Below are 18,097 nucleotides of genomic sequence, written 5' to 3' on the forward strand. Positions count from 1 at the left end.
CCCCGCCCTCGTCAAAGGGGTATCGTGTCGTGCTTCTTCCAGCGCGTCTCCACCTGCTTGTTCTTCAGCGATGCGAAGGCCCGGGCGATGCGCCGGCGCGAGGAATGCGGCATGATCACCTCGTCGATGAAGCCGCGCTCGGCGGCGACGAAGGGATTGGCGAAGCGCGCCTCGTATTCCGTCGTGCGGGCGGCGATCTTTTCCGCATCGCCGAGTTCCGAGCGGTAGAGGATCTCGGTCGCGCCCTTGGCGCCCATCACGGCGATCTCGGCGGTCGGCCAGGCATAGTTGACGTCGGCGCCGATATGCTTGGAGGCCATGACGTCATAGGCCCCGCCATAGGCCTTGCGGGTGATCAGCGTGACCATCGGAACCGTCGCCTGGCTGTAGGCGAAGAGCAGCTTGGCGCCGTGCTTGATGATGCCGTTATATTCCTGCGCGGTGCCGGGCAGGAAGCCGGGCACGTCGACAAGGGTCAGCAGCGGGATCGAGAAGGCATCGCAGAAGCGCACGAATTTCGCGGCCTTGCGGGCGGAATCGATGTCGAGGCAGCCGGCCAGCACCATCGGCTGGTTGGCGACGACGCCGACCGTCTGGCCTTCCAGCCGGATGAAGCCGGTGATGATGTTGCGGGCGAAGGCCTCCTGCAATTCGAAGAAATCGCCCTCGTCGGCCAGCGCCAGGATCAATTCCTTCATGTCGTAGGGCTTGGTCGAGCTTTCGGGCACGAGGCTGTCGAGGCGCATTTCGAGGCGCGCGGGATCGTCGTGGAACGGGCGGACCGGCGGCTTCTCCCGGTTGTTGAGCGGCAGGAAATCGAAGAGCAGCCGGACATTCTCCAGCGTCTCGACGTCGTTCTCATAGGCCGCGTCGGCGACCGAGGACTTCTTCGTGTGGGTGCCGGCGCCGCCGAGTTCCTCGGCGGTGACGATCTCGTTGGTGACGGTCTTCACCACGTCCGGGCCGGTCACGAACATGTAGGACGTGTCGCGCACCATGAAGATGAAATCGGTCATGGCCGGCGAATAGACGGCGCCGCCCGCGCAGGGGCCCATGATGACGGAGATCTGCGGGATGACGCCGGAGGCCTCCGCATTGCGGCGGAACACCTCGGCATAGCCGGCGAGCGAGGCGACGCCCTCCTGGATGCGCGCGCCGCCGCTGTCGTTGAGGCCGATGACCGGGGCGCCGTTGCGCACCGCCATGTCCATGATCTTGCAGATCTTCTGGGCGTGGGTTTCCGACAGCGAGCCGCCGAGCACGGTGAAATCCTGGCTGAAGACATAGACCTGTCGGCCGTTGATCGTGCCCCAGCCGGTGACGACGCCGTCGCCCGCGAAGGTCTGCCCCGCCATGCCGAAATCGACGGCGCGGTGGGTGACGTACATGTCGTATTCCTCGAAGGAGCCCTCGTCGAGCAGCACCTCGATGCGCTCGCGCGCCGTCAGCTTGCCCTTGCCGTGCTGGGCGTCGATGCGCTTCTGGCCGCCGCCGAGCCTCGCCTCGCTGCGGCGTTGTTCGAGTTGTTCAAGGATGTCGCGCATGAAGGCTCCCACTGGTGTCGTCTGGTAGTCATACCGGTTTGCACAGGTTTGCTGAAGTCTTGATCGGGCGCGAATGTGGAATTATAAATTCGCGAATTGAAACTTGCGAAATTGCGAACATGGCTCTCGGAAAACTGTTCATCGGCCTGAAGGTGCGCGAGCTGCGCGTGGCGAGCCAGCAGACGCAAAGCCAGTTCGCCAAGCGCATCGGCATCTCCACCAGCTACCTCAACCAGATCGAGAACAACCAGCGTCCCGTCTCCGCCGCCGTGCTCTTGCAGCTCGCCGACAAGTTCAACCTCGACATCAGCGAGCTTTCGCGCGGGGAGACCGACCGGCTGCTCTCGGCGCTCAGCGAGGCGCTCGCCGACCCGATCTTCGAGAGTTTCAGCCCTTCCCTCCAGGAACTCAAGCTGATTTCGCAGAATGCCCCGGCGCTCGCCCATGCGCTGGTGCTCGCCCACCAGGCCTATCGCCGCAAGAGCGAGCAACTGGCGAGCCTCGACCACGACCGCGAGAACGCCCCCGGCCTCGGCGCCACGCCCTACGAGGAGGTGCGCGACTTCTTCCATTTCGTCGACAACTACGTGCACGCGCTCGATATTCTCGCCGAAACGCTGGCGGCCGGCCTCTACGGCGCGGGCTTCGACCGGAAATCGGCCCTCGTGGGCCGCCTCAAGGGGCAGTTCGGCGTCTCGGTCTCCTTCGCCGAGACCAATGACGGCCCGCTGCGCCACTACGACCGCGACCGGAAGGTCCTGACCCTCAACCGGCTCTCGGCGAACCCGACGCAGGTCTTCCAGCTCGCCCACCAGATCTCCCAGCTCCATGCGGCGCGGGAGATCGAGGAGATCGTGCAGCGGGCGAATTTCCGCACGGACGAGGCGAAGGACATCTGTCGCATCGGCCTGCACAATTATTTCGCCGGCGCCCTCGTCATGCCCTACAGCGATTTCCTTTCCGCCGCGCAGAAACTGCGCCACGATATCGAACTTCTCTCCGCCCGCTTCGAGGCCTCGCTGGAACAGGTCTGCCACCGGCTTTCGACGCTGCAGCGGCCGGGCAACAAGGGCGTGCCGATCTTCTTCGCGAGGATCGACCGCGCCGGCAACATCACCAAGCGGCACAGCGCGACGAAGCTGCAATTCGCCCGCTTCGGCGCGGCCTGTCCGCTGTGGAACGCCCACCGGGCCTTCGAGGTGCCGCAGGGCATCATCCGCCAGCTCGCCGAAACGCCCGACGGGGTGCGCTATCTCTGTCTTGCGACGCAGACCTTCAAGGGCACCGGCGGCTTTGCCGCCACGCGCACGGGCTATGTGCTCGCCTTCGGCTGCGAGGTCTCCTATGCCGACCAGTTCGTCTATGCGGACGACCTTGCGATCGGCGAGCGCTCGCGCTTCGAGCCGATCGGCATCTCCTGCCGGCTGTGCGAGCGTGGCAACTGTCCGAGCCGCGCCGTCCCGCCGATCCGCGGCCGCCTCCAGGTCGATCCCGACATCCGCGAGACGATCCCCTACCGCCTTGCCTGAGGAGCCTGGCTTGCCTTTCGCCTGGCGGCCCCTGCATAGTCCCGGCCGGTTTCCAACACCGGAAGGACAGAGCTGACAATGCCGATACAGCCCCGCCTCATCGATCTTGCCGCCGACACCGCGACGCGCCCCTCCAAGGGCATGCGCCAGGCCATCGCGGCGGCGCCCGTGGGCGACGAGCAGCGGGGCGAGGATCCGACGACGCTGGCGCTGGAGGCGCGGGTGGCCGGGCTTCTCGGGCAGGAGAAGGCGCTGTTCCTGCCCTCCGGGACGATGGCGAACCAGATCGCCTTCCTCGTCCATTGCCGGGCGGGGGACGAGATCGTCTGCGCGGAGAACGCCCATGTCTTCGGCTCGGAGGGGGCGGGGGCGGCCGCGCTTTCCGGCGCGCAGTTCCGGCCGATCGAGACGGCGACGGGCCTCTTTTCCGTGGAGGACGTCGCCCGCCGGCTGCGTGCGCCGCGCCACCGTTCGCCGCGCAGCCGGGTCATCGCCATCGAGCAGACCACCAACCGGGGCGGCGGGCGCATCTGGCCCGAGGCGGATATCCTCGCGCTGAAGGCGCTGGCGCAGGAGAAGGGGCTTGCGCTGCACATGGACGGCGCGCGGCTGCTCAACGCCGCTGTCGCCACCGGCCTTGCGGCGGCGCGCTTCGCCGCGCCCTGCGACAGCGTCTGGATCGACCTCTCCAAGGGACTGGGATGCCCGGTCGGCGCCGTGCTGGCGGGGCCGGAGGCCTTCATCGAGGAAGCGCTGGTCTGGAAGCACCGGCTCGGCGGGGCGATGCGGCAGTCCGGCATCCTCGCCGCCGCGGGGCTCTATGCGCTCGACCACAATGTCGCGCGCCTGGCGGAGGACCATGCCAATGCCCGGCGGCTCGCGGCGCTGCTCGGCGCGGTGCCCGGCCTTGCCCTGCAGCCGGGGGGCGCCGTCACCAACATCCTCTTTCTCGACCTTTCCGGAACGGGCGTGCCCGCGCGCGCCCTGGCCGAAGCGCTGCTCGGCGAGGCGGTCCGCGTCAATGTCGAGGGCGAAAGCCGCATCCGCATGGTCACCCATCTCGACATTTCAGCCGGGGACGTGGAGGCTGCCGGGCGGGCGATCGTCGCAGCGCTGGCGCGGCTGCGGGCCGATCCGCAAGGTCATGCCGCCCCATAGAAAAAGGCTGCGCACCATGCCCCGCCCGTCAGAGGGCCGCGGCCGCCGAACGGGTGGCGACCGGCGGCAGGGGTTTCTCCGTCATTTCGGTGCGTGGCCGTGTTCGGCGTCGATCGACCGGCTCTCGCCTGTCGCGACCATGGTGCGGGTGGCGTCGACCGTGGCATAGGTCCAGAAGATGCGCATCGGCTTGTCCGACGCGTTGATGAAACGGTGCGGCACGTTGGCGGGGATCCAGGTCGTGTCGTTGGTGGCGAGACGGTGCTCGACACCGTCGATCTCGGCGATCGCCTCGCCCTCGATCACCATGACGCTTTCCTCGCAATTGTGGAAATGCAGGCCGATGGCGGCGCCGGGATCGAAGGCGGTGATGCCGTTGATCATGCTGGTGGAGCCGCAGCGGCGGGTGACGAGCGGCGTGGTGCGCGCGCCGCCGCCGCGGTCGTTGGTCTTCATTTCGTGCGGGCGCAGGATGGCGGGGTTGACGGAGGTGATGGCGGTCATGGCGAAACCTTTTCGGAAAGGAGCCGCTTCCAGCCGGGCAGGAAGGCGGCGCTGGCGGATGTCGCGGCGGAGGGGATGTATTCGAAGCCGATGGCGCCGGCATAGCCCGCCGTCGTGAGGGCGGCGAGGATGGGTTCAAAGGCGAGCGTGCCGGTTCCCGGCTCGTGGCGGCCGGGATGGTCGGCGATATGGACATGGCCGATGCGGCCGGCATTCCGCGTGATCCAGCGGCGCGGGTCCTCGCCCAGCACGGCGGCGTGGTAGGTGTCGAACAAGAGGGCGAAACGGCCGTGGAACTGGTCCTGCAGGTCTGCCGCAAGGGCAAGGCTGCCCATGTGGTAGCCGGGAATGGTGATCGCCTCGACGAGCACCCGCACGCCGCTGCCCTCAACGCGGTTCAGCGCCCAGGAGAGGTTCAGCCGGTAGGTCTCGGCCGCATCCACGACACCGCCCTTCGGCACGCCTGCCATGGGATGGACGAAGGGGCAGCCGACCTCCTGTGCATAGGCGAGCGCACGGTCGAAGCCGGCGCGGAATTCCGCCTCGCGGCCGGCAAGCGCGGCAAGGCCCTTCTCGCCCTTCGCCGCATCGCCCATGCCCGAGGTGACCTGCGAGAAGGCAAGGCCGAGATCGGCAAGGCGGGCGCGCATCTCCTTCGCCGGTACGGCCCAGGGCTCGGGATGCTCGACGGCGGTGAAGCCGTCGCGCGCCGCCGCCGCCGGCCGCTCGGCAAGCGGCAGGTCTGCGTAGAGATAGCCGATATGGGCGGAGAGGCGGTTCATCAGGCCGCCTCGAACGGGGCCGCGCTGCCTTCCGGCACGGCGATGCCGGCGGCCGCGCCCTCGGCGGCAAGGTCCGCGACGACATTGCCGGTGACGGGGATGCCGGTGCGGCGGCGCTCGTCCTCGCGGCGCTGCTCGGGCTCGCCCGGCATCATGATCTCGTCGACGCCGGCCGCGCGCGGCAGCCGCTTGATGCGCTCGTAGAATTCATCCATCCGGGCGCCGAAATCGTCCAGCGAGAGGAAGAGGTCGGGCTTGATGGCGAAGAACAGGTGGCCGACATTCTGCGGCTCGGAATGGTCGAAATAGAGGCTTTTCACGTCGCCGCCGAAGTTCGCGCCGGTGAGGACGCCGGACATCAGGTCCATCAGCGTCGCCAGCACCGAGCCCTTGACGCCGCCGAAGGGCAGGCAGACGCCCTCGAAGGCCTTGGCGGCGTCCGTGGTGGGGTTGCCGTCGACATCGAGCGCCAGGCCCTCGGCTATCGGATCGCCCTTCATGGCGGCGAGCCGGATCTTGCCGCGCGCGATGACCGTCATCGCCATGTCCATGACATAGGGCGGGTGCCTGCCGCCGGGGATGCCGGCGGCGATGGGGCTTGCGCCGAGGAAGGTGGTGCGCCCGCCCCACATCGGAATGGCGGGCGAGGAATTGGTGAAGATCATCGAGATGAAGCCGCGCTCGATGGCGCGCAGCGCATAACATGCCCCCATGCCGAAATGCGTGGAGCGGCGGACGCCGGCAAGGCCGATGCCCATCTCGCCGGCAATGTCGCAGGCGGCGTTCATGGCGATGTCGGAGGCGATGAAGCCCATGCCGTTGTCGCCGTCGACCGCGGCGACGGCGCCCGCCGCCTTCGTCACCTTCACCTCGGGGCGCGGATTGACGAGGCCGCGCTTCAGCCGCTCCAGATACATCGGGATGCGGCTGACGCCGTGGCTGTCGACGCCGCGCAGGTTCGCCTTGACGAGGTCGCCCGCGATCAGCGCTGCGTCCGCCTCGCTCATGCCCACGGAGAGGAACAGGGCTTTGGCGTATCGGGTCAGGTCTTCGGCTCGGAAATAAAGCGTTTCGGCCATTTTGGGCTCCCGGAGGGTTGCGACCGCCCGCCCGGCCGCAGGGAGGCGGCCGGTCAGGCATCGGCGTGGATGGTGGGCGGCGTCAGACGCCGGCGGTTTCGTCGGGCATGTCGATCTTGCGGGTGCGCCGCCATTGCAGCAGCGCCGGCACGATGAGGATCAGGGCGGAGACGGCGACCAGCACGGCCGAGAGCGGGGTGGAGACGAAGACCATCGGATCCCCCTGCCCCACGGCGAGCGCGCGGCGCATCTGCACCTCCGCCATCGGCCCGAGGATGAGGCCGATCAGCACCGGGGCGATCGGGAAGTCGTAGACGCGCATCGTATAGCCGAGCACGCCGACGCCGGCCATCATGGCAAGGTCCACCCAGGAGTTCGACACGCCCCAGATGCCGACCAGCGAGAAGATCAGGATGCCGGCATAGAGATAGGGCCGCGGGATGAAGAGCAGCCGCACCCACAGCCCCGCCAGCGGCAGGTTGAGGACGAGCAGCATCAGGTTGCCGACATAGAGCGAGGCGATGAGGCCCCAGACGAGATCGGCGGAGTTGATGAACAGCAGCGGCCCCGGCTGCAGCCCGTAGTTCTGGAAGGCGGCGAGCAGGATCGCGGCGGTGGCCGAGGTCGGCAGGCCGAGCGTCAGCAGCGGCACCAGGATGCCGGCGGCGGCGGCGTTGTTCGCAGCCTCTGGGCCGGCCACACCCTCGATGGCGCCATGGCCGAACTCCTCCGGATGCTTGGTCAGGCTGCGCTCGACCGTATAGGACAGGAAGGTCGGGATTTCTGCGCCGCCGGCCGGCAGCGCGCCGATGGGAAAGCCGAAGAGGGTGCCGCGCAGCCACGGCTTCCAGGAACGTTTCCAGTCCTCCTTCGTCATCCAGATGCCACCGGCCAGCGGATTGAGGTTGGGTTTCTGGAAGCCGAAGCGGCTGGCGACATAGAGCGTCTCGCCGATGGCGAAGAGCGAGACGAGCACGACCGTCATCTCGACGCCGTCCATGAGGTCCGGCACGCCGAAGGTCAGCCTTTGCAGGCCGGTCTGCTTGTCGATGCCGACGACGCCGAGCGACAGGCCGAGGAAGAGCGCGATGAAGCCGCGCACCTTGGAGGTCCCCATCACCACGGAGACGGAGAGGAAGGCGAGCAGCATCAGGGCGAAATAGTCCTGCGGCTTGAAGATGAAGGCGAGCTCGGCGATGGGCGGGGCGAGGAAGGTGATGCCGAGCGTGCCGATGGTGCCGGCGACGAAGGAGCCGATCGCGGCCGTGCAGAGCGCTGCCGCGCCGCGGCCCTGGCGGGCCATCTTGTTGCCTTCCAGCGCGGTCATCATCGCGCCGCTCTCGCCGGGCGTGTTGAGCAGGATCGAGGTGGTCGAGCCGCCATACATGGCGCCGTACAGGATGCCGGCGAACATGATGAAGGCCGCCGTCGGTTCGATATAGACGGTGACGGGCAGGAGCAGCGCGATGGTCAGCGCCGGGCCGATGCCGGGCAGCACGCCGATGGCGGTGCCCATGAAGGTGCCGACGAAGGCCCAGAACAGGTTCTGCGGCTGCAGGGCGACGGAAAAACCGTTCATCAGGCCGGTGATCGCATCCATCCTACACCCCCATCATCGGAAGAAGACCGCCGAGCTGGACGCCCAGCCTGCGGAAGAGCCACCAGCACAGCAGCGAGAAGCCGAGGCCGAGCACCAGGTCGAGATGCCAGCGGCGCGACTTGAAGGCCGCCGCAACCAGTACGAAACAGCCGGTGCAGGTGATGACGAAGCCGAGCGGCTTCATCGTCAGCATCGGCAGGGCGCTGGCGGCCGCGGCAAGGCCGAGCGCCATGTAGTTGACCTTGTGGTCCTCGCCCACGTCCTCGGCGCCCTGTTCCTCGAACGGAACGCCCCGGTAGATCTGCAGTGCCAGCAGCAGGCCCAGGACGACCAGGCCGAGCCCGACGGCCGAGGGCATGAAGCCCGGGCCGACATGGGCGTACTGGTCGAACTGGGGCAGTTCCGCGGCCTTCCAGAAAACGATGGCTCCCCAGCCGACCGTTCCCGCCGCAAGCCAATAGGGGCGTTCCGTCATGTCAGACATCCTTTCGAGAAGCGCGGCGGCTTATTTGGTGAGGCCGGCTTCCTTCAGGATTTCGCCGATGCGGGTCTTCTCGTCGTTCAGGAAGGCGACGAAATCATCCCCGGCGAGGTAGGCGTCTTCCCAGCCCTGCTTGACCAGGATGTCCTTCCAGGCAGCGCTGTCGTGCATCTTGGCGAAGCGGTCGAGCCACATGCTGCGGCCCTCCGCCGACATGTCGGGCGCGCCGACGATGCCGCGCCAGTTGCCGACGACCACGTTGAGGCCCGCTTCCTTCAGGCTCGGCGCGTCGATGCCCTCGACGCGGCCCTCGGAGGTGACGGCGATGATGCGGATGCGGCCGGCATCGGCCATCGGCTTGAATTCCGAGACGCCCGAGACGGCGACCGATACGGCACCGCCGCCGAGCGCGGTCACGGCTTCCGCGCCGCTGTCATAGGGGATGTAGTTCAGCCTGGCCGGCTCCAGGCCGCTCTCCTTGGCGATCAGCGCCATCACGATATGGTCGACGCCGCCGGCCGAGCCGCCGCCGATCGACACGGCACCGAGGTTCTCCTTCATCGCGTTGACGAGGTCGTCCACCGTCTTGATCGGGGAATCGGTCGCGACAGCGACGACGCCCGTATCGTTGGTGAGGCGCACCAGCGGCGTCACGTCGTCGAGCGTGACGGGCGAGGAGTTGAGCAGGATGCCCCCGACCAGGATGACGCCCATCGACATGACGGCATTGTCGTTGCCGCGGTTCGCGCCGATGAACTCCGCAAGGCCGATCGTGCCGCCGGCGCCGCCCTTGTTGGTGAAGGTCGCGCCGTCGGTGAAGATGCCCTCCTTCGACATGGCCTCGAACGGCAGGCGCGCCATGGCGTCATAGCCGCCGCCGGCACCGCCCGGCGCCATCACCACGGCCGGATCGGCAAGGGCCGGCGCTGCGGCCGAAAGCGAAAACGCCAATGCTGCGGCAAAAACTGCTTTGATCATAATTTCCTCCCAAAAAGTCCGGGCCGAAAGCCCCGGTGCTGCCAGATCCGGCAACACAGACACCGGCCTCCTTGCCGTTGTCTTAATATTACATTTACGACAATGCGATCGATTGCGCAACACCCGTGTTGCCGGGAGGACATGGAGCGAAGAGGAGACAAGGGCGCTCAAGGGCGCTCGCTCCGATCTCCCCCGCAAGGCAGGACAACTGCATGAGGAAACGGTCGGTCGCCCCATCCCCTTCTCCCCCTCGGAGAGAAGGGAAGAACGGCAACCTCGACCTACAAACGAAACGCCCCCTGCCGGAGCAGAGGGCGCTGCAAGGAACGGTGCGCAACAGGCCGCTCAGTCGATCTGCAGTTCCTCCAGCAGGCAGGCCCAGCCGGCGCCGTGCATGTCGCGGTCGGCGCGAGTGCCCTGGACGACGGGGCGCGGCACGGAGAACTTCACCACGTTGAGCGCTGGGATGTCGAAGCGCTTGAGCAATTGCTGCTCGACGCCGAAGAGCCGCGCCACCGTGGCGTCCTTCAGCCCGTCGCGCACCCGGGCATAGGTTGCCGGGTCGTCGCAGAAGACATCGACCGTCAGCCAGAACGGCCCGGCATTCTTGGAGCGGACCTTGCTGACGAGGCTTCCCAGTTCAGGCATGTCCCACCTCGTGGGTTTCGAGCGCGAAGGCGGCGAGCGGGTCGTCCAGCTCCATCACATGGTTCAGGCAGAACTCGTAGAGCGCGCCGCGCTGCATTTCGGCGGGCGAGAAGGGAAAGGCGAAGGTCGGCATCGGCTCGTCCTCGGTCAGGGGATGGTGCAGGAGATAGGGGTTGAGGATCTTGCCGGCCTCGGCCGCCTGCTCGGCGGTCGGGCAGGTGAGGATGCCGAGAATGCCGACCTCGACGGGAATGTCGTGGCGGTTCTCCAGCGCGCCGAGCGTCGCATCCATGCCGATCAGCCGGATCTCGACGCTGAAGGCATCGGGGGCAAGGCCCATGCGGGCGACGATCTTGTCGCGCACCCTGGCCTCGATATCCGCCGCCCATTCGCGCACATGCTCGACATAGCGGCGCTCGCGGACAACGGCGAGACCGACCGTCTGGTAGCCGACGATGCGGGCGCCCTCCAGCTTGACCGTGTAGCGCCCCGGCACCCATTTCGAGCCCTCGACGCGCACCCGGCGCCCGTCGAGCGCTTCGTATTCCGACCGCGTCACGTCGAGATGGCCGCCCGGCTCGTGCAGGATGAAGGGGTCGGAGTTCTCATAGAGCATGTGGGCCGAGACGGTGTAGGGCGTCGCGGCGGCGTCCGTCGCCATCGGCTCGATGGTGAAGCCCGAGGCGTCGAAGTCGATCTGGATCACGCCGGAATTTGGCTGCGTGGTGGCGAGCGCCCCGCATTCGCCGACCTTGGCGCCATGCCAGGCGGCGCCGGCATGGTCGCCGCGCACGACCGGCAGGGCCGCGATGATGGCGGTGTCCGTGGTGCGGCCGGCGATGACGATGTCCGCCCCGGTGGCGAGCGCTGCCGCCACCTGCTCGACGCCGGCCAGCGCGACGATGTTGGTGCAGTCGTCGACGATGGCCTCGTTGATGTCGGGCGCCGCGGGCAGCGCGTGCAGGCGGCCCTCACCGAGCGCGGTCTTCACCCGTTCCTTCGGCTGGCCGGATTTCAGCGTGGCGACCTTGACCTGCATGCCCTCCTCCAGGGCGATCTCGCGGGTGATGTCGAACAGCCAGTCCACCGCCGCATCGGCGCCGCAGGTGCCGGCGGTGCCGATGACGAGCGGCACGCCGGCCTTGGCCCGCGCCTGCATCAATTCGCGCCACTCCACCTTGGTCGAAGCGCGCGAATATTTCGAGACGCCGCGCCCGAGATAGGACGGGCCGCTGTCCGTCGATCCGCCGTCGATGGCGATGATGTCGGGCTGGTTGGCGACGCCGCGCTCCAGCGCCGCGCGGTCATAGCCCAGTCCCAGCGCGCCTGCGGGTATAAGTACGCGTGTCATGTGTCACCTCCCTTGCTCGGCCCGCCAGCGGGGCCACCGGAAAACATTTCGGCGCGGGCCTTGCGCAGCTTGGCCTTGCCGAGGTGGTCGTGCATCAGGTCCGCCGCCCGGCCGGTATCGCCGGCATCCAGCGCGTCGAGAATGGCGAGGTGCTCGGCATTCTGGTCGCGCACCTGCTCGGCATTCAGCGTCTGGCGGTATTCGATCAGGCGGCGGAGCTGGTTGAGCTTCTGCACCGTGTTGACCAGGAAACGGTTGCCGGAGAGCGTGGCAAGCCCCTCGTGGAAGGCCGAATTCGCCTCGAACAGCTCCATCTGGCTCAGCCGCCGCCAGCCGCCGCCGGCGACGATCTCCTGTCGGCGGCGCAGGTCCGCGAGGATCACGGGATCGGCCCGGAACGCGGGCGAGCGGATGCCGTGCACCTCGATCGCCTGGCGCAGGTCGTAACATTCGCGGTAGGCCTCGACGGAATCGATCAGCACCGCAAAGGTCCAGCCCCGCCCCTCGTTGCGCTCGATCCAGCCCTCGCCGGAAATGCGCGTCAGGATGCGCCGCAGCCCAAGCCGCGACACGCCATAGCGCCGCATCAGGTCTGTCTCGCTGACCCGGTCCGGCAGGCGGCGCGACAGGCGGTCGTCGGCGATGCGCAGATAGGTCGCCTCGTCCGACGTCTCGTTGGCTGCCGGCAGCGGATCGGCGGCGATGCGGTCGGGATCGCGCAGGTAGAAGCCCTTGTTCGGCACCCGCTCGACAATGCCCTGGTCGGCGAGGATGCCGAGCGCCGAGCGGATCGGCTGGCGCGACGTGCCGAACAGGGACTGGAGGCTGGCTTCCGTCAGGTGCTGTCCCCGTTCCATGGCCGATGTCCTGATATGGCGGACGATCTTGTCCGCCAGCGAGCGATGAAGTTCGTTCATGATCGACCCCTGGATGGTATTAAGCGCGTATATACGACAATCCACAGGCGATCAATCTGACCCGCCGTTCTCCCCGGCACGCCCTTCTGGTGTTTTGAAATGACAAAAGTCCAATAGTCTGAATCCTGGTATTATGCAAGTACAAAGAACCGATGCTTGGCGAAGCCTGCGGAACATGCGACAAGGCCCAAGCCATGCAGGAGCGCCCATGACCCCGATACCCAGCACGCTTGCCCATGAGATCGCCCGGCTCGTGCACGCCGAGCGGCTGGCGCCCGGCGCGCCCCTGACCGAGCGCAGGCTTGCGGAACGCTTCCTCGTCTCGCGCTCGCCGATCCGCACGGCGCTGCGCGAATTGCAGCGCGCCGGCGTGCTGGCGGCGGCCGAGCGCGGCGGCTTCAAGGTGGCCGACCCCTTGGCCGCGAAGGCGCTGGCTGCCAGCACACCGGTGCCCGACGGCGGCGAGGAGGTCTATCTCGCCATCGCCCGCGACCGGCTGGCCGGCGCGATCCCCGACCGGACGAGCGAGAACGAGCTCCTGCGCCGCTACGGCATCACCCGCCCGCGCCTGCAGGCGCTGCTCCGGCGCATGTCGGAGGAGGGCTGGGCGGAGCGGCTGCCGGGGCACGGCTGGCGCTTCCTGCCGGTGCTGACCTCGATGGAGACCTACCGGCAGAGCTACAGCTTCCGCCAGGCCATCGAGCCGGCCGCGCTGCTGGAGCCGGGCTTCACGCTCGACCGGCCCGTGCTGGAGCGGCATCTCGAACAGCAGCGCCGTTTCGTGGCGGGGGAGATTCTGGAGATCTCGGCCGTGCGCCTGTTCGAGACGAACAGCGAGATGCACGAGGCGATCGCCGAATGCAGCCGCAACGCCTTCTTCATCGAAAGCCTGAGACGCGTCGACCGGCTGCGCCGGCTCATCGAATATCAGCAGCGGGTGGACCGCGAGCAGGCCCGGCAGCGCTGCGCAGAACATGTGCACATCCTCGAACTGGTGCTGGACAGCCGGAATGCCGAGGCCGCCGAGGCGATGCGCAAGCACCTGAGCGCGCTCGGCCCGCTGAAGGCGCCGTCGCCCTGAACCGGCGCGGGCCGGGCGCCGCCCCGGCGGGCGCGAAAAGGCTTTTCCGAAATTAGTCCATATAAAAGATAGAATTTCTATACTCGCAGGGCAAACGCGCTATCCTCCCCGGTATCGATGCCGCAGGGCATCCCGATATGCTGGAGGCCGTCATGCCGTCGCTCGATATTCCCGTCGATACGCTCATCCTGCCGGGTCTCAACGGCTCGCCGGACGCGCATTGGCAGCGTCACTGGGCGCGCGACAACCTGGAAAGCCGTGTCGTCGAGCAGCACGACTGGTCCTGCCCGGAGCAGGGGGACTGGCTCGTCCGGCTGGAACGGGTGGTGGAGATGGTGGGCAACGACGTCTGGCTGGTCGGCCACAGCCTCGGTTGCCTGCTGGCGGCGCATTTCGCCGAAAGCCGGCTGGCCGGCCGCATCCGCGGCGCGCTGCTGGTGGCGCCCTGCGACCTGGAGACGACCGAGGCGCTGCATCCCTGCATCATCCGGTTCGGCGCCATGCCGGCGCGGCCGCTGCCCTTTCCCTCCCTCGTCGTCGGCAGCCTCAACGATCCCTACATGCCGGCCGAACGGCTGCGCCAGACGGCGCGGGCCTGGGGCAGCGATCTCGTCGATATCGGCCATGCCGGCCATATCAACGTCGCCAGCGGCTTCGGCCGGTGGACGGCTGGCTACGATTTCCTCGATCTCCTGAAGACGCGGGCGGCCGGCGCGGGCCGCGCGCCGTCCCGCCTGCCATCCCGCATCCCTTCTCCCGGGGCGTCCCCCGCGGCTCTTCACTGAAAGGCGCGCATGAGCACCTCATCCTTCCTTCCGGTCGTCGCGATCGTCGGCGGCGGCTTCAGCGGAGCGGCCGTCGCCTATCACCTGGCGCGGTCGCTGCCGGCGCATGCGGCGCGCATCGTCGTCTTCGAACCCCGCGCCCGGCTCGGCGGCGGCCTTGCCTATGACACGGACGAGCCGGTGAACCGGATCAACGTGCCGGCCGCGCGCATGTCGCTGTTGCCCGACGACGGCGAGCATTTCGCCCGCTGGCTGCGGGCGACCGGTTATCTTGCGACGGATCCGGGGGCGGAGACGGCGGATGGCCACGTCTTCACCCGCCGCTCGGCCTTCGGCCGCTATGTCGCCAACGAGCTCGCGCCGCTCCTTCGCAGCGGGGCGGTGGAGCACCACCGCGGCCGCGTTGCCGCGATCACCCGGCAGGAGGGCGGCGACTGGCGCATCGCGACCGCGGAGGGGACGGTGCTCTTCGCCGACACCATCGTCATCGCCACGACCCATCCGGCCCCGCGCGCCCCCGCGGTGCTCGAGCGCGCCCTTGCCGGGCATCCCGGTTACATCCCCGATGCCACCGTGCCCGGCGCCCTCAGGCACATCGGCGCGCTCGACCGGGTCCTGGTCGTCGGCGCGGGTCTCACGGCGGCCGATGTGATCGCCGCGCTCGATGCCCGCGGGCATCGCGGCCTCATCACCGCCGTTTCGCGCCGGGGCCTGCGCGCCCGCGGCCACGACCTCGCCGCGCCGGCGCCGTTCGGCAGCTTCACCGCGCCGCCCGCCCGCTCGGCGCGTGCCCTGCTCCGGCGCATTCGCCAGACGGTCGCCGAGGCGAGGGCGCAGGGCATCGGCTGGCATGCGGTCCTCGACCGGGTGCGGGCGGAGGGCGGCGCGATCTGGCGTGCGCTGCCGCTCGTCGAGCGCCGGCGGCTCCTGCGCTTCCTGCGGCCTTATTGGGATGCCCATCGCTTCCGCATCGCCCCGCAGGTGGAGGCGGTGCTGGAGCAGCGCCTTGCCGAGGGCACGCTTGCCTTCCGCGCCGCCTCGATCGCGGCGGCGGCGCATGACGGGACGGGCGGCCTTGCCGTGCGCCTGCGCCTGCGGCACGGCCGGGGCCTCGAAGACGGCCGTTTCGATGCCGTGGTGGTGACGACGGGGCCGGGCCACGAGACGGTGCTGGAAAGCCAGCCCTTCCTCTCCGGCCTTGCTGCCGCCGGCCATGTCCAGGCGGATCCGGCGGGCCTCGGCCTGTTGGTCGATGAACAGAGCCGCACCATCGCCCCCGACGGGCGGCCGTCCGGCACGCTCCTCGTCGCCGGCCCGCTGGCACGCGGCACGTTCGGCGAGCTGATGGGCCTGCCGCAGGTGACGGACCACGCCGTCCTCGTCGCCCGCGAGATCGCCGCCAGTCTTCCTGCCGCGCAGGTGCGCGCCCACGGCTGAACACACCCTTCCCTGCCGTGATCGTCTTTCCGGCAGGGAGAAGGAGGGCGGGGCGGGTTCCAGGATCCATTTACAGCAGGCAACGGCCTGGGGGGCCTCCAGCCTAGATGCCTTCCGAAGATGCGATGAACGGCTGGAACCAGCGCTTGAAAAACGGCGTACGGGGCTAGCCCCGCGCCTCCTGCACCAGCGCCAGCGTTTCGAGCCGCGCGGTCAGGCGCTCCGCCTGCGCGGCGCCGAGGTGCTCGCGGAGCGCCGCGGGCCAGAGACCAAGCGCCGTCAGCACGGTGTCGCGCACCTCCCGCTCGATCCAGTCCGGATCGAGCCCGAGAAAATCCGCGACGCGGCGGAAGCGACGCAGGGTGACGGCGGAAAAGCCGTGGGTGCCGACGAAGCGCAGCGCCAGCTGGTCGGTGGGGGCGAAGAGCACGGTCGGCACGATGTCGTAGGCCGGCGACAGGCGCACGGCCCCGCCCCCCGGAAACAGGAAGGACCAGTTCTTCAGGTGGTTGTCGCCATTGCCGACGAGCACGTCGGCGACGATGCGGCGGATGCCCTCCAGCACGTCGGCGCGCCAGTCGGTGCTGAAGCGGCGGATCATGTTGAGGATCGTCTCGTAGGTCGCCATCGTGTACTTGCGCTCGCCGACGGCGCCGACCACCTGGCCGGCATCCTCCATATGCAGGCGCCCACCCTCCTCCGGCCGGTCGAAGCGATCGACGGCAAGCGCCATCGCCCCGCCCGCAAGGAAGCCCGCCGGCAGGCCGTCGATCCGGTCCACCGGCACGAGCCGGCAATCGGCCGTCGCCACGCCGATCATTCGGCAGAGCGTCATGGCGGCGAACTCGGCCTCCGGCAGGCCGGGATAGCGCGCCGCCGGCACCTTGAGGATCGCCCTCCCCTCCCCGCCCCGCGCCGGCACGGTCAGCCGCGCGCCGGCAGGGGCGGCGGAGAATTTCAGCTGCACGCCGGCCAGGGAGAATTTTATCAGCCCCTCCGGCTGCGGCAGGTCGAGCCCGGCGAGCCGTTCGAGGTGGAGGGGGCCGGCGGTCTCGGGCGGTGCCGTCTCGGGCGTCACCAGCACGGCGCCCGGCAGGTCGCCGCCAAGCCGCATCAGGAGGTCGAACTGGTCGTGCCGGCCCGGGCCCATCTCGGCGAGCACGAGATCGCGCAGCGCGCCCTCCGGCAGGAGCCCGGCGAACCAGGGCGGCAGGTGGCCGTTGAGGCCGATCTTGTCGCCGCGGGCGGCAAGCCGGCCGCGCGTCGCCGCCTCGTCGCCCGGCACCTGCCAGCCGAGGCTCAGCACCGGCCGCGCCGGATCGCGCAGATAGGCCTCGTCGACGAGGAAGGCCGTCGCTCCCTCCCCGTCGCGCGACAGGATGCCGACCCGCCGGGGCATGCCCGCCGCATCGAGGAGATGCACCCCGAGCACCGCCGCGCGCGCCATCATGCCCCTCCGTCGGCAAGGTCGACGAAGACATCGTCGAAGGCGGTGCCGCCGGGGCTTGTCGCGCCCTCTCCCGAGCCTGTGGGCACCAGCAGCGCCTGCACCGCCGCCAGCCGTTCGGCCGGCACCAGCACGGGGGCAAGATCCAGTGCGTCGCAGATCTCCAGGAGCAGCGCCAGCCGGTCGCGCCCCAGCCGCCCCTGGATGAGGTCGCGTTCCAGTTCCGAAATGCGCGCCCGATCCCGCCCCAGCCGCGCCGCCAGCGCCGGCTGAGTCAGGTCGCGGCCCTTGCGGGTGCGGCGCAGCTGCGCGCCAAGATCTTCTGCGACGGAGGATTTCATGCGGGAAAACGCTCTTTTCTTCAAAACAAGCGGATTTCCGCATAACACGGAATGCCCCGACGAAAAAGCGGAATACCGCTTTTCCTCCCGGGAAGAGCGGTATTCCGCATCTTCCCCGGCGCCTTTTGCCTGATGGTCAAAAGGATCGCTCCCGGCTCACCGCCCACTGCTGACGGTGTGCTTCACTGCATCGCTGACTCCTTACCGGTTTGCCAGGGATGCCGGAATTGGACGCAATCGCGCAGCCATCCCGGCCCGTGTCGGCTTGCCCCGGTCGGTCGCCGCAACGGTCGAACTTACCATCGCGGCGCGGGGTCAGACTATGGCCCAAGGCATTTTGCAATGAGGCTTCGCCGAGTTGACAGCTGGCAACTGAACGATGATCTGTTACCTCCACACCTCCTTCTAACGCTTATCCCCTTGAGAAAGCCGCGT

General features: G+C 68.6%; 17 protein-coding genes. 5 read left to right on the forward strand and 12 right to left on the reverse strand.

Going from position 1 to position 18,097, the window contains the following annotated elements:
- Positions 1-11: 11 nt before the first annotated feature.
- Positions 12-1,544: an acyl-CoA carboxylase subunit beta gene (locus shn_RS26800; RefSeq protein WP_064333574.1), complete on the reverse strand. Its 1,533-nt coding sequence runs from the start codon at positions 1,542-1,544 to the stop codon at positions 12-14.
- Positions 1,545-1,663: 119 nt separating this feature from the next.
- Here shn_RS26800 and shn_RS26805 point away from each other — a divergent pair, with 119 nt between their 5' ends.
- Both shn_RS26805 and shn_RS26810 read left to right on the forward strand, forming a co-directional pair.
- Entirely contained in the window at positions 1,664-3,073 is a 1,410-nt protein-coding gene (locus shn_RS26805; protein ID WP_064333575.1) for a short-chain fatty acyl-CoA regulator family protein, read from the forward strand.
- 78 nt (positions 3,074-3,151) lie between these two features.
- On the forward strand, positions 3,152-4,231 hold the full coding sequence (locus shn_RS26810) for a low specificity L-threonine aldolase (RefSeq protein WP_084438532.1): 1,080 nt from the start codon (positions 3,152-3,154) through the stop codon (positions 4,229-4,231).
- Positions 4,232-4,312: 81 nt separating this feature from the next.
- On the opposite strand, the gene shn_RS26815 is transcribed toward shn_RS26810, so the two are convergent.
- The 9 genes from shn_RS26815 to shn_RS26855 form a co-directional block, all read right to left on the reverse strand.
- Complete coding sequence (locus shn_RS26815; protein WP_064333576.1) at positions 4,313-4,735, reverse strand: cupin domain-containing protein; 423 nt, start codon at positions 4,733-4,735, stop codon at positions 4,313-4,315.
- Positions 4,732-5,517, reverse strand: coding sequence for a hydroxypyruvate isomerase family protein (locus tag shn_RS26820; protein ID WP_064333577.1), 786 nt, complete (start codon positions 5,515-5,517; stop codon positions 4,732-4,734). The genes shn_RS26815 and shn_RS26820 overlap by 4 nt, the downstream gene beginning before the upstream one ends.
- Positions 5,517-6,596 (reverse strand): Ldh family oxidoreductase, encoded by a 1,080-nt coding sequence (locus shn_RS26825; protein WP_064333578.1) that lies wholly within the window; start codon positions 6,594-6,596, stop codon positions 5,517-5,519. The genes shn_RS26820 and shn_RS26825 overlap by 1 nt, the downstream gene beginning before the upstream one ends.
- A gap of 82 nt (positions 6,597-6,678) precedes the next feature.
- Entirely contained in the window at positions 6,679-8,196 is a 1,518-nt protein-coding gene (locus tag shn_RS26830; protein WP_064333579.1) for a tripartite tricarboxylate transporter permease, read from the reverse strand.
- Position 8,197: 1 nt separating this feature from the next.
- On the reverse strand, positions 8,198-8,671 hold the full coding sequence (locus tag shn_RS26835) for a tripartite tricarboxylate transporter TctB family protein (RefSeq protein ID WP_210234636.1): 474 nt from the start codon (positions 8,669-8,671) through the stop codon (positions 8,198-8,200).
- Positions 8,672-8,701: 30 nt separating this feature from the next.
- Positions 8,702-9,655 carry a tripartite tricarboxylate transporter substrate binding protein gene (locus tag shn_RS26840; RefSeq protein ID WP_084438534.1) on the reverse strand — a complete coding sequence of 318 codons (954 nt, stop codon included), beginning with the start codon at positions 9,653-9,655 and terminating at the stop codon, positions 8,702-8,704.
- 345 nt (positions 9,656-10,000) lie between these two features.
- On the reverse strand, positions 10,001-10,303 hold the full coding sequence (locus shn_RS26845) for a DUF4387 family protein (protein WP_064333581.1): 303 nt from the start codon (positions 10,301-10,303) through the stop codon (positions 10,001-10,003).
- Entirely contained in the window at positions 10,296-11,654 is a 1,359-nt protein-coding gene (locus tag shn_RS26850; protein ID WP_064333582.1) for an acyclic terpene utilization AtuA family protein, read from the reverse strand. Before shn_RS26850 ends, shn_RS26845 begins: the two co-directional genes overlap by 8 nt.
- A complete protein-coding gene (locus tag shn_RS26855) occupies positions 11,651-12,571 on the reverse strand; it encodes a GntR family transcriptional regulator (protein WP_064333583.1) in 921 nt (306 codons plus the stop codon). Before shn_RS26855 ends, shn_RS26850 begins: the two co-directional genes overlap by 4 nt.
- Positions 12,572-12,779: 208 nt before the next feature.
- On the opposite strand from shn_RS26855, the gene shn_RS26860 reads away from it, so the two are divergent.
- From shn_RS26860 to shn_RS26870, 3 genes are all read left to right on the forward strand, one after another.
- Entirely contained in the window at positions 12,780-13,652 is an 873-nt protein-coding gene (locus shn_RS26860; RefSeq protein ID WP_064333584.1) for a GntR family transcriptional regulator, read from the forward strand.
- A 152-nt stretch (positions 13,653-13,804) separates the two neighbouring features.
- Entirely contained in the window at positions 13,805-14,437 is a 633-nt protein-coding gene (locus tag shn_RS26865) for an alpha/beta hydrolase (protein ID WP_084438576.1), read from the forward strand.
- 9 nt (positions 14,438-14,446) lie between these two features.
- Positions 14,447-15,874, forward strand: coding sequence for an FAD/NAD(P)-binding protein (locus shn_RS26870; protein ID WP_064333586.1), 1,428 nt, complete (start codon positions 14,447-14,449; stop codon positions 15,872-15,874).
- Between the two features lie 166 nt (positions 15,875-16,040).
- Here shn_RS26870 and shn_RS26875 read toward each other — a convergent pair whose 3' ends face one another.
- Together shn_RS26875 and shn_RS26880 are read right to left on the reverse strand one after the other, a co-directional pair.
- Positions 16,041-17,324 carry a type II toxin-antitoxin system HipA family toxin gene (locus shn_RS26875; RefSeq protein WP_064333587.1) on the reverse strand — a complete coding sequence of 428 codons (1,284 nt, stop codon included), beginning with the start codon at positions 17,322-17,324 and terminating at the stop codon, positions 16,041-16,043.
- Positions 17,321-17,686: a helix-turn-helix transcriptional regulator gene (locus shn_RS26880; protein ID WP_245337470.1), complete on the reverse strand. Its 366-nt coding sequence runs from the start codon at positions 17,684-17,686 to the stop codon at positions 17,321-17,323. Before shn_RS26880 ends, shn_RS26875 begins: the two co-directional genes overlap by 4 nt.
- Positions 17,687-18,097: the final 411 nt, after the last annotated feature.

It is taken from the genome of Shinella sp. HZN7, from assembly GCF_001652565.1.
In the GTDB taxonomy this organism is placed as follows: domain Bacteria; phylum Pseudomonadota; class Alphaproteobacteria; order Rhizobiales; family Rhizobiaceae; genus Shinella; species Shinella granuli.